The following is a 12044-nucleotide window of genomic DNA, read 5'->3' as shown; positions in this document are numbered from 1 at the left end:
CCCCGCCCCCTCACCGCCTCTTGCTCAGTGCTCACCGGTCGCCCGGTCAGCTCCCGCAGTGGAACCGTGCGTTGCCCCAGTCCGCGTGGTCGTTGCCGTTGCCGTCGCCGCCGTCCCCGACGACCAGCTCGACGTACTTCGCACCGGTGACGTCCGCCGTGAGCGACCAGGCGGTGTCGGCCGCCTTCAGCACCGGTGACTTCACCTTCTCCGTGCCGTCGGCCGTGACACCGAACTGCACACTGCCGCGTGAGGTCTGCACGTCGTCCACGCCCACCTCGGCGGTGAAGGAGGTGCACCTGCCGCCCAGGTAGTAGCGGATCCTCGCCGGGGCGTGGCTGCCGAGACCCTTGGCGTAGGCAGTGCCGCCGATCTTCAGCGGGGTGCCGTCGCCGCTGCCCTGCTCACCGTTGGAGAGATCACGCTCGACCGGTCCCCAGCCGTTGCTGGCGGTGGTCCAGTCCAGGTCGCTGGCCCAGCTGTCCGTGGTGGGCGGCGGCGGCAGCGTCCGTACGGACGTCTGCGCGCCAAGGGTTCGCTTCGCGCCGCCGACCGTGTAGGACACCTCGGAACTCAGGTTGTACGTCTGGTACTTGGCGTCCACCGGCGGAGTGACCCGCCAGTCGGCGGTGGCCTTGGCGCCCGCCGCGACCGAGTCGAAGGTGATGGCGCCGGCGGGCTCCGCCTTCCAGCCCTCGGGGACGGTCAGGCTCAGCGTGACACCGGTCACCGCGGTGGCCTCGTAGTTGGTGAAGCCGACCTTGACGGTGTTGGCCGTGCCCGGCTCCAGGGTCTCCGCGGCCGCGTCGACGCTGAGCGTGCCGCAGGCGGCCTGCTCGCCGGCCGGGGCGGGGCCGAGGTCGGTGACGCTGAACGAGTCGAGGACGAAGTCGGCGCCGTCGGGTGCGTCGTCGCGCTTGCGCAGCCCGGTCCAGGTGTCACCGCAGCCCGCCGTGACGGTCTCGGAGAAGTGTCCCGTGGTGCGCTGCTGACCGATCGCGGTGGTTCGGGTCTCGACCGAGTCGGGGGTGCCGTCGGCCGTGATCCGGTCGTAGCCGTCGACCCACTCGTAGGCACCGGCGTGGCTGGACTGGTAGTCGTACTCCACCTTGTAGCGGTGGCCGTCGGCCATCGGTACGGTCCAGGGCGCGGTCCGGTAGACGAGCCCGCCGTTCTCCTCGTGCGCCTTGAGGGACTCGCTGCCGCCGATCACGTCGTCGACGAGCTTCCCGTTCCAGCCGGCCTGGGTGTACGGGGTGTGCAGCTGCGAGATGACGGTCCGAGGATCGGTGGAGCCGCCGGCGTCGCCCTTGAGGAAGGGGCCCCAGCCCTGGTCGACGTCCTCGAAGTCCTCGTACACGACGGTGTTCTCAGCGGTGGCCGGGGCGTTGGCGACGATGCGTACGTCATCGGCGCGGACGCTCGCCGTGCTGCCCTCGGCCGCTTCGATACGGAACGTGGCGCGGCCGTTCGAGGGGGCGGTGAAGTTCACCTTGGCACGCTGGAAGTACGTGCCGTGCCAGTCCGACGCGGCGACGTAGTCCTCGGCGGTGGAGCGGTCCACCGCGACGGACCTGCCACCGATCGAGAGCGTCGTGTGCCGGGTCTTTCCGGGCTGGACCTCGATGAGCGCGGACGCGGTGTAGCGCTTGCCGGGCGTGAGGCCGTCGATGCGCTGCGAGAGTGCCGCCGTGCCGGCGCCGGAGAGCTCGGCGCTGTTGCGGCCCCGGCCGTCGGTGTCACGGGCGGCGGTTCCGGTCTTCGTCCAGGCGGTCAGCCCGTTGTCGTTGAAGCCCGGGTCGTCGACCGGGGTGCCCTCGCCCCACTCGGGGTCGGCGGCCGTCGGCGCGTGGTCCGGGTAGAGGACGTACGGCTGACCGGCCTCGGCCGTCAGCGTGATCCTCCCGTCGACGGGCTTGACCGTGCCGGTCCTGACCCGGCCGTTGTCGGTGAGCTTGTAGACGGTGTACGTCCCGCTGGACGGCACGGCCCAGCTGGTCGTACCACCGGACTTGCTGTAGTGGTAGAGCTTCTTCCCGCCGTCCCACGGCAGCAGGTAGTCGGTGCCGCTCAGCACCTTGCGGCCGTGGTCGTAGAAGGTCCGCTTGTTGTCCTCGACCGTGCCGCGGACGCCGCCGGTGAAGGTGATGTCGTTGCCGTCCCAGCGGGTGATCTGCTGCTGCTGGAGGTACTTCGCGGGCAGGTCGCGCTGCCAGATGTTGTCGTAGAAGGCGCTCCAGTCGTTCTCGTTGGTCCAGCCCTCGAACTCGTCGATGGCAGTCTGGCCGAGGACCGGATCGTTGTTCCAGGTGTCCCGTTCGCCGTTGCGGATGAAGCGGATGATCTTCGAGTTGAGGCCCTTGTTGGTGGCGCCGCCGTAGTCGAGGTCGTTGGCCCAGTGCGACCAGAGCGTGCCGCGCTCGAACTTGTCGGACCATTCGCTGCCGACGTTCCAGCCCTGCTTCTGCAAGGTCTGGAGGGTCTTGTCGGCGATCCAGCCGTGGGTGTAGTAGACGTCGATGTAGAGGAAGCTCAGGTTGCGGTCGGTCTCGTCGCGCAGTTGCTGGAAACGCTTGGCCAGGTCGCCGCTGTTGATGTCGCGGCGCTGGTCGATGTAGTAGCTCTGGCCGAGCCAGTTCCAGCCCGGCCTGGTCTTGTCGACGAGCTGTTCGTCGAATGCCTTGGCATCCGGGTACGCCTCGGTGGCGTTGACGTGGACGCCAAAGGTGGCGCCCCACTTCTTGCCGTCCTTGAGGAGCTCGTTGAGGTCCTTCAGCCCGCCGGCGCGCTTGTTGTAGTTGCCGCCGTAGTCGGGGTGGGCGGAGTCGTGCCCCTCGGAGGCGTACCCCTTGAGCAGGGCGCGCTGGCCGAGCCCGTCGGTCGACAGCGAGATCCGCTTGACGTCGTCGAGGGTGCGCAGGAAGGGGTGGGTGGCCTGGCTGGCGAAGTTGAACGGAATGTGGGTGATGACCCGGTCGGGGGTGTCCTCGCTGCCGGGGGCCTTGATGCCGATGGTCCGGAACGCGATGGCGCCGTCCTGCCAGTCGACCTTCTTGTCACCGTTGGCGTCGGGGGTGACGACGACCTTCGCCCAGGGGAGGTCGTCCCCGCTCTCCGGCTGCGGTGCGCCCTCGCCCCGGTAGGTCCACTGCCCGGACCAGACGCCGACCCGGACGCTGCCGTCGTCGGCCTTGCGGGCCTGGTGCCAGAAGCGGGCGTCGTCGCCGCCGGTGGCGCCTGAGGGCTTGTCGTACGAGGAGTTGGACTCGACGGCCGCAGCGAGGGAGCCGGTGTTGACGACGGCGTACGAGGCGCCGACCGGTGCCTTGTCGGCGGCGGTGTCCGTGGTGACCGGGGCGAAGACGTCGGCGGTCTTCGTCGAGTCGTTGTCCAGCCGGGTGAAGGCGGTGGCACCGCCGGTGTCCGTGGAGCCCACGGACACCAGGTCGTGGCCGGGTATGTCGATGGTGCCGACGCGGAACGCCTCGGTGTCGCGGACGGCCGTCACCTTGAAGGTGGTGGCGCGTCCGGAGACGGAGAGCGAGGCGTCGATCTCGATGCCGGGCAGGTCGGAGAAGGTCAGCGTGTAGCGGGCGGTCGAACCGGTGACTTCGGGGGCGCCCTTGAGCTTCACGGGGTGCGCGGTGCCGTTGAGGGTCACGGCGGTGACGGGCTGCGTGCTGCCGAGCAGCTGCTCGCCACTGGCCCGGTCGGAGTACGCCAGGACGCGTGGGAAGTCGTCGGCGACGGCGACCGAGAGCTGCGCCGACCGGATGACGGTGGCGTCCGCGGGCACGGCCGACTCGACTGCGGCGGGAGAGGGAGCGGCGGCGGTGGCGGGGAGCGCGGTCCCCACCAGCGCCAGGACGGCGGCTGAGGCGGCGGCGACAGCGCCCGCCGAAGTGAATCTTCGTGACATGTGCTCTGAGTAGTCCCCGTGACCGGACAGCGTCAACGACGTGCGGCCCCTCGGGGCGCTCCAGTCCAACAACCCCGATGCGTAAGTCCAAGTGCACGGTGTGTGTATGCCGGTTGACGCCACTTCATGCGCCGCCCGGCCTTCGGGTGCGCTCCGCGCAGTCATTCCGCCGCATACAGCCGCCGCAGATCCACGAGGACGACCTCGCCTCTGGCCTGCGCATTCCACAGGTCGTCGGTGAAGCCCGCCCCGCTGTAACAGGAGAGCCGTACGGCAGAGGTGTCGATTCCGCGGCCGGTGAGCAGTTCCTTGATGTGCCGCAGTCGCTCCAGATGTCTCTCTCCCATGATCTGGTCCCACTTGGCCTCCCCCAGGGAGAGCAGCACCCCGTTGTCCTGTCCGACGGCCCCGCGCACGACCACATCGACTTCGTGGCCGGTGCGGGCCGGGGGGTCAGCGACCGTCCCGTACGAGACGTCGATCGGCATGCCGCCGGACGTCTCCGGGGCCGCGAAGTGCGCCACCCACTCCCGGCAGATCTGTTCGAAATGCGGACCGACCACCGCCGACAGGAACCGGGCGCGGGAGCCTTCCCATACCTGCTCCGCAAGTCCCCGGTCGAACAGGGCGAGCTTGGTCCGGGAGACGACGTGGTCGAACGCGATCAACGGTTCACCGATGCGGTACACGCTGCGGTTCTTACGGAAGGCGTCCACTTCACGGCGTACGAGACCGCAGTCCTGGAGCACCGTGAGCGGATGCGTGATGTCGCCGGCCGGTCCATCTGTCGGCGAGCGCCGCCACCGGCAGCAGCCCGCGCCCACCTCCGCGTCGGGCGTCGTGCCCGCATCGGCGAGGCGCACCTCCCCGTCGCCGCTGTCGTGGACCTCGACGCGCAGGACGCCGTCGGCCGGCTCCAGGTGGAGGGCGGGGAGGCCGCTGCGGCGGCGATGGACGGGGTGGAGAGCAACAGGGCCGGGGCCTGGGCGCCTGCGGCCACGGCCAGCGCCGCACGGGTGAGTCTCATGTCGGCACCTGCCTCGGGTCGAGGAGCGACCGCTACTTCGCGCACCGGCAGCCGCGCGGTCTCCGGCGGCGAGGCATCTTCCCAGGGAGCGGCACCCGGCTCATTACCCGGACCAAGCAGTGTTCACCGTCGGCTCGTTGCCGACGCGATCGCGCACCCGTGCGGGTGCCCCGTCCGGCGAACGGGGCACCCGCACGAACTGACGCCCGCGGCGCGGAAGTCAGCAGCCGCCGCAGTTGTAGTACGTCACGTCCCAGTGGTTGCCCTCGTCCGCGTAGATGTTGCCGGAACCCGACTTGTACTGGGGAGCACCGTCGCCCCGGAGCCCTATGTAGGTGAAGGCGTTGTGGACGTAGTTGGTGAGGCAGGTGGACTTGCCGAAGTCGAGCTTGTAGCCGTTCCAGTGTGAGTACGTACCGCTGGCGTGGCCCGTCTCGGTGCCGCCGGTGATGTTCAGTGCGCAGCCCGTGGCGCTCTTGAGAGTCTGGGCGCCCTGGGCGGTGGCCTGGTTCAACTGCTCGAACGAGGTGCACGTGGGGTTGTTCCGGTCGGAGCAGCCACCCGAGGACGACCAGGTGATGCCGGACGCGCGGAACATCGACGTCGCCTGCGCGTGCGTGAGCTTGGTGACGGCGTGCGCCTCGGTGGCGCCGCTGCCGAGGGCGCCGACTCCGGGGGCGAAGAGGGCGCCGAGGACGAGGGCGAGGGCGGTCAGGACGGGACGCAGGGTCATACGGGACACCATGGGGGGACTCCTCCTGCTCATGACAACTAGGTCAGCAGATAATGCCCGAGTTCTACGCGCGTCCGCCAGAGGGCCTCGCGTGACCGCGAGGTGAACGTCGCCCTTCCGGAAAAAGATCGGTTCCTTGATGTTGAACTTTGAACAAGATGCGTCTACAGTCAAATCTCATTGAAGGTTAAACATCCACTTCGACTGCCGCTCGATCACGTCCCCCGAGGAGGAGCCATGGCTCTGTTCAACCGCAAGTCCACCGCCACCCCGTCCGCCCCCGCCACCGTCGCCGTGGACCCGGCCCTGGCCGCTCTCACCGGCGAGTACGCGATCGACCCGGCCCACAGCAGCATCGGCTTCACCGTGCGTCACGCCATGGTGACCAACGTCCGCGGCTCCTTCGGTGAGCACGAGGGCAGCCTGACGCTGGACGGCGCGGACCCGAAGAACTCGGCCGCCTCCATCGACGTCAAGATCGCCAGTGTCGACACCGGCATTGCCGACCGTGACGGCCACCTGGTCAGCGGCGACTTCTTCGACGCCGAGAAGTTCCCCGTCATGACGTTCCGCTCCACGCAGGCCGAGCAGCTCGGCGGCGACAAGTACCGGATCACCGGCGACCTCACCATCAAGGACGTCACGCGTCCGCTCGCCATCGACCTGGAGTTCAACGGCTCCGCCACCGACGTCTACGGCAACGAACGCGTCGGCTTCGAGGGCAGCGCCGACATCCTCCGCTCCGACTGGGGCCTGACCTGGAACGCGGCGCTGGAGACCGGCGGCGTGATGGTCAGCGACAAGGTGAAGCTGAACTTCGACATCTCCGCGATCAAGGCCGCCCCGCAGGCCTGATCCCCGGAAGCTCTCCGCCCCGAGAGCGCCCGCCTTCCATTCCCCCGCCGGAGAGGAAGGCGGGCGCTCGGCATTTCCTTCGCCGCGGTCCCGACGCCGTCCGGTGCGGGAAGTACTACGGGTCTGCGACGTGACCGAGCCGACCCGTCTGCGCGAAACCCGGGCGTCGTACGACACCGTCGCTGTCGACTGTGCCGAGCTCGTACGGGTCACGCGCTACGCGATCGACCCGCAGGCGATGCCGCCGAGTTCACCTCGAAGCCGCCGCCGAAGCCGCCACCTCCCGCCCGTCCCTCCGCCGCCTCTCTCGCAAGGGGACACGGGCGACGACACGGGATTCGCCCGGAAGTTGACCCCATTGGGCTCTCTGGAGTCGCCGACTGCACGGCCACGGTGTGGTCTGGCATAGCGCACCGCGACGAGAAGCGGGCGTCGGACGGGGGCAGCCCGCGCTGAACAGCCGGGGCGGCCCCTGCCGGTCAACACCGAGAAGTGGAGAAGTCGATGCAGCACAACGAGGGTCAGCGCGTGGAGTACCGGAACGAAGAGAACAAGAAGTGCCAGGGCGAGATCACCAAGGTCACCGGCACCGGTCCGGCGACGACGTACACCATCAAGAACGACAAGACGCACCGTGACGACAAGGTCCGCGAGATGCAGATCGACCAGAGCCTGTAGCAACAGCTCCCCCGCGGATGCGCTGCCCCTGACCCCCGTACGCCGGGCTTGGGCAGGCCGCTGATCCAGGCAATTCGAGGGCGCCCGCAACCGCGGCAAAGCGGCTGTGCGGGCGCCCTCTCAGCTGGGAAGTGGCCGACGGAGACGGCCGACAGCAACGACTCTCAGAAGCCGCCGCCACCGAAGTCGCCGCCACCGCCGAAATCGCCACCTCCACCGAACCCTCCCCAGCAGTGGGCCCCGCCCCGGGCCCGGGGCTACTCCGTGGGCTCGACCCCGGCCCGCAGCAGACCGTAGGTGTACGCGTCCTCCAGCGCCTGCCAGGACGCGGCGATGACGTTCTCCGCGACGCCGACGGTCGCCCAGTCGCCGGTGCCGTCGCCCGTGGTGATCAGCACGCGGGTGGTGGACTCGGTGCCCGTGCGGCCCTCCAGGATGCGGACCTTGTAGTCGACCAGTTCCAGCTTGGCGAGCTGCGGGTAGATCCGCTCCAGGCCGACGCGCAGCGCCCGGTCGAGGGCGTTGACCGGGCCGTTGCCCTCGGCGGTGGCGACGATCCGCTCGCCCTTCGCCCAGAGCTTCACGGTCGCCTCGTTGGCGTGCGTGCCGTCGGGCCGGTCCTCGACGATCGCTCGCCAGGACTCCGTACGGAAGTAGCGGCGTACCCGGCCCTCGGCCTCGGCCCGCAGCAGCAGCTCGAAGGAGGCGTCCGCGGCTTCGTAGGTGTAGCCCTTGAGCTCGCGCTCCTTGACCCGCTCCACGACCCGGCCGACGAGCTCGCGGTTGCCCCCGAGGTCGATGCCGAGCTCCTTGCCCTTGAGCTCGATGGAGGCGCGGCCCGCCATGTCGGAGACGAGCATCCGCATGGTGTTGCCGACGAGCGCCGGATCGATGTGCTGGTAGAGGTCCGGGTCGACCTTGATGGCGGAGGCGTGCAGTCCGGCCTTGTGGGCGAAGGCGGAAACACCCACATAGGGCTGGTGGGTGGAGGGTGTGAGGTTGACGACCTCGGCGATGGCGTGCGAGATACGGGTCATCTCGGCGAGTGCGCCCTCGGGGAGAACGCTCTTGCCGTACTTGAGTTCCAGGGCGGCGACGACGGGGAAGAGGTTGGCGTTGCCGACCCGCTCGCCGTACCCGTTGGCGGTGCACTGGACGTGTGTGGCGCCGGCGTCGACGGCGGCCAGGGTGTTGGCGACGGCGCAGCCGGTGTCGTCCTGGGCGTGGATGCCGAGCCGGGCGCCGGTGTCCACGAGGACGGTGGAGACGACGGCCTGGACCTGGGCGGGGAGCATCCCGCCGTTGGTGTCGCAGAGGATGACGACGTCGGCGCCGGCCCCGTGGGCGGCCCGGACGACCTCCTTGGCGTACTCCGGGTTGGCGCGGTAGCCGTCGAAGAAGTGCTCGCAGTCGACGAAGACCCGGCGGCCCTGTTCGCGCAGGTGGGAGACGGTGTCGCGGACCATCTCCAGGTTCTCTTCGAGGGTGGTGCGCAGGGCGAGTTCCACATGCCGGTCGTGCGACTTGGCGACCAGTGTGATCACCGGGGCCCCGGACTCCAGCAGCGCCTTGACCTGGGGGTCCTCCGACGCCTTGGCTCCGGCCCTGCGGGTCGCGCCGAAGGCGACCAGCTCGGCGTTCTTGAACTCGATCTCCTGCTGGGCCCGGGCGAAGAACTCCGTGTCGCGGGGGTTGGCGCCGGGCCAGCCGCCCTCGATGAAGCCCACGCCGAAGTCGTCCAGGTGCCGGGCAATGGTCAGCTTGTCCGCGACCGTCAGGTTGATGCCTTCACGCTGTGCACCGTCGCGCAGTGTGGTGTCGAAGACATGGAAGCTGTCGTCGGTGGGCTCGGCCTTGGTGGTCATGCTGGTCTGACTCCTGTCGGATGAGTGGATCCGGACGATTGGGCTCCACTTGCCCCCATCATCCCGCGCGCGCATCGCCCCGGCCGAGGTGAGGGCCGGAAAACGAAAAAACCCCTCGCGGGTGCGAGAGGTCTGCGCGCGGGTCTGGGGCACGGTGGCCGCTCCGTGGGTAGTGGTACGGGGCGGTCACTGCGGACCGGCGCGCCTGCTGCCAATAATCATGACGAACGAGGACACGGAGGCAGTCTCGCACAACGCGCCCCCGTGCCGTCGGCCGTCTCAGGATGCGGGCGTGACGCTCGTCGCTCCGGCCGGCTCCGTCCGCCCGTCCTGGGGAGCCACCGTGCCGACCCGGCCCAGGTCGATGTCGCGGGTCTCGCGCATCGTCAGGTAGACGACCAGGGAGACCGCGGCGCAGCCCGCCACGTACCAGTAGAACCCGGACTCCATGCCGGCCTTCTTGAACCAGAGCGCCACGTATTCGGCGGTGCCGCCGAAGAGGGCGTTGGCGAGGGCGTACGGGACGGCGACGCCCAGCGCGCGGATGCCGGTCGGGAAGAGCTCGGCCTTCACGCACGCGTTGATCGAGGTGTAGCCCGTGACCACGACCAGGGCGAGCAGCGCCAGCCCGAACGCGGGCCAGAAGGTGCCCGCGTGCTTCAGCATGGTCATGATCGGCACGGTCAGGAAGGTCGAGCCGACCGCGAACGTGATCAGCAGCGGGCGGCGGCCGATCCGGTCGGACAGCATGCCCGCGAGCGGCTGGACGCACATGAAGACGAACAGGGCGCAGAAGCTGACGAGCGAGGCCGTGGACTTCTCCATGCCCGCGCTCTTCGAGAGGAACTTGGTGAGGTAGGTCGTGTACGTGTAGTACGCGACGGTCCCGCCCATGGTCAGCGCCATCACCAGGAACGCCTCGCGCTTGTGCTGCCACAGCGCCTTGAGCGTGCCGCGGTCCTCCTGGTCGGCGGCGCCCGACTCCGCGTACACCTCGGTCTCCAGCATGGAGCGGCGCAGATAGAAAACGACGGCCGCGCCGAGCGCCCCGACGATGAACGGGATGCGCCAGCCCCAACTGTGCAGGGCCGCGTCGGACATGGTGCGCTGCAGGACGATCTGGAGACCGAGGCCGACGAGCTGCCCGGCGGTCATGGACACGTACTGGAAGCTGGAGGCGAAGCCACGCCGGTGGGGTGCGGACGCCTCGGTGAGATAGGTGGCGCTGGCGGCGTACTCGCCGCCGACGGAGAGGCCCTGGAGCAGCCGGGCCACGAGCAGGACGGCGACGCCGCCGTAGCCCGCCACGGCGTACGTCGGCGCGACGGCGATGAGGATCGCCGAGGCCGACATCAGGGTGACGGTGAGCGTCAGCGCGGCCTTGCGTCCTGCGCGGTCGCCGATCCGGCCGAGCAGCCAGCCGCCGACCGGCCGCATGAAGAAGCCGACGGCGAAGATGCCCATGGTGTTCATGAGATTGGCGGTCTCATTGCCTTCGGGGAAGAACGAGTCCGCGAAGTAGACCGCGAAGGTCGCGTACACGAACCAGTCGAACCACTCGACCATGTTGCCGGCGGAGCCGACCCAGATTTTCTTCCATTGCTCTCGTCCCATGGTCCGTCACCGTGCCGCACCGGCCGGGAACGTAACAACAGTGCACAGGGCGACGATCGCGCGTACTTACGTGCGTTTCGTCCACGGCCGGGGGAACGGAGGCTTCGGCACGGGCAGTCCGCCGCGCCCGATCGGCGGCGGCGTGCGGCCGGCCGGGCTCGCGCCGATGCGGAACCGGCTGTCGCCGGGGTGGCGATCGGTGGTCTCAGCCGAGCCCCTCGTCCAGGAACTCCCGTACGTGAGTGAGGATCCCGCCGCGGTCGGTGCCCGGCAGGCCGATCGCCACATGGATGCTGAACCCGTCGAGCAGGGCGCGCAGCCGGGTCGCGAACCGATCCGCGTCCACGGCCCGGAACTCCCCGCGCGATACGCCCTCCGCCAGCAGCGCCACGAGGTCCCGGTGCCAGGCCCCCTCGATCGCGACCTGCCGGGCGCGCGCGTCGGCGTCAGCGTTCTGCGAGCGGTTCCAGACCTCCAGCCAGAGCGTCCAGTGCGGGTCGCGGTGGCCGTCGGGGATGTACAGATCGACGTACGCGTCGAGCCGCTCGCGGACGGGTGTCTGCCGGGCCAGCAACTCCCGCCGCTCGGCGCCGAGCCGGCCCTCGCTCCACTCCAGGGTCTGCAGGAGCAGCTCGTCCTTGGTGCGGAAGTAGTAGAGGAGATGACCGCTGCTCATGGAGACGTCACGGCCGAGCCCGGCCATGGTGAGCCCGTCGAGCCCACGCTCGGCGATGGTGGCCATGGCGGCGGCCAGCACCTCCTCGCGGGGCGGGGCGGTGCTGCGGCGGCGCGGGGCGGGGGTCATCGGGCGGCTCCCCCGGTCCAATCGTCCGCCGCGAGCAGCGCCCGCAGCTCGGCGACGGCACCCGGCGGCGGTGTGCGGTCCGTGCCGACAGCGGCCGCGTCGCTCCGGACCGTCCGCGGGTCCATGTCGTAGGCCGCGGACAGCACCGTGCCGAGATCGTCGTCGGTAAGCACCTCCGCGAGGATCGCCAGCAGCGGGAGATACTGCTCGTCCTCGGCCGTCAGACCAGGCAGGAGCAGACGCAACTGCCTGGTCATGCCCAGAAGTTCGGGCGCGATCTCCATCCAGCCCCGGCTGCTGCGCACCTCTTCGGCCGTCTCTTCCATGAACCAGGTCATGACAGCGTACGGAATGTCCCGGTGCCCGGTCTGCTCGTCGAAGCAGACCGTGGGTGTGCGGTCCGGGTCCTCGTCCGGGACGATCGCGGTGAGGAAGGTGCGGCCGGGAGGGTCCGTCCCGGCGAGCTCCAGGTACCACGCGTCGTCCGGCACCGAGTAGAAGCGCTCGATCGCATAAACCTGTCCGGCGTGCTGGAAGGTGCTCGGCAT

9 protein-coding genes are annotated in these 12044 nt (G+C 69.6%); 2 read left to right on the top strand and 7 right to left on the bottom strand.

Going from position 1 to position 12044, the window contains the following annotated elements; genetic code table 11:
• Positions 1-46 precede the first annotated feature (46 nt).
• The 3 genes from AB0I23_RS02185 to AB0I23_RS02175 form a co-directional block, all read right to left on the bottom strand.
• A complete protein-coding gene (locus AB0I23_RS02185; protein WP_359106033.1) occupies positions 47-3919 on the bottom strand; it encodes an endo-alpha-N-acetylgalactosaminidase family protein in 3873 nt (1290 codons plus the stop codon).
• Between the two features lie 161 nt (positions 3920-4080).
• Positions 4081-4782, bottom strand: a complete 702-nt coding sequence (locus AB0I23_RS02180; RefSeq protein ID WP_359106032.1) for a hypothetical protein — start codon at positions 4780-4782, stop codon at positions 4081-4083.
• Between the two features lie 384 nt (positions 4783-5166).
• Positions 5167-5691, bottom strand: coding sequence for a hypothetical protein (locus AB0I23_RS02175; RefSeq protein ID WP_359106030.1), 525 nt, complete (start codon positions 5689-5691; stop codon positions 5167-5169).
• Positions 5692-5916: 225 nt separating this feature from the next.
• On the opposite strand from AB0I23_RS02175, the gene AB0I23_RS02170 reads away from it, so the two are divergent.
• Both AB0I23_RS02170 and AB0I23_RS02165 read left to right on the top strand, forming a co-directional pair.
• On the top strand, positions 5917-6534 hold the full coding sequence (locus tag AB0I23_RS02170; protein WP_359106029.1) for a YceI family protein: 618 nt from the start codon (positions 5917-5919) through the stop codon (positions 6532-6534).
• A 504-nt stretch (positions 6535-7038) separates the two neighbouring features.
• Positions 7039-7212 (top strand): hypothetical protein, encoded by a 174-nt coding sequence (locus AB0I23_RS02165; protein WP_359106027.1) that lies wholly within the window; start codon positions 7039-7041, stop codon positions 7210-7212.
• A gap of 257 nt (positions 7213-7469) precedes the next feature.
• On the opposite strand, the gene cimA is transcribed toward AB0I23_RS02165, so the two are convergent.
• The 4 genes from cimA to AB0I23_RS02145 form a co-directional block, all read right to left on the bottom strand.
• Entirely contained in the window at positions 7470-9077 is a 1608-nt protein-coding gene (gene cimA, locus AB0I23_RS02160; protein ID WP_359106025.1) for a citramalate synthase, read from the bottom strand.
• Positions 9078-9356: 279 nt separating this feature from the next.
• A complete protein-coding gene (locus AB0I23_RS02155) occupies positions 9357-10691 on the bottom strand; it encodes an MFS transporter (RefSeq protein ID WP_359106023.1) in 1335 nt (444 codons plus the stop codon).
• 205 nt (positions 10692-10896) lie between these two features.
• Positions 10897-11496: a TetR/AcrR family transcriptional regulator gene (locus tag AB0I23_RS02150; RefSeq protein WP_359106021.1), complete on the bottom strand. Its 600-nt coding sequence runs from the start codon at positions 11494-11496 to the stop codon at positions 10897-10899.
• Entirely contained in the window at positions 11493-12044 is a 552-nt protein-coding gene (locus tag AB0I23_RS02145) for a hypothetical protein (protein WP_359106019.1), read from the bottom strand. The genes AB0I23_RS02150 and AB0I23_RS02145 overlap by 4 nt, the downstream gene beginning before the upstream one ends.

Origin of the sequence: Streptomyces atratus, assembly GCF_040655115.1 — a bacterium.
Lineage (GTDB): Bacteria > Actinomycetota > Actinomycetes > Streptomycetales > Streptomycetaceae > Streptomyces > Streptomyces atratus_D.
Note: the sequence above shows the minus strand (reverse complement) of the source record. Positions and strands in the feature narration are given on the sequence as shown.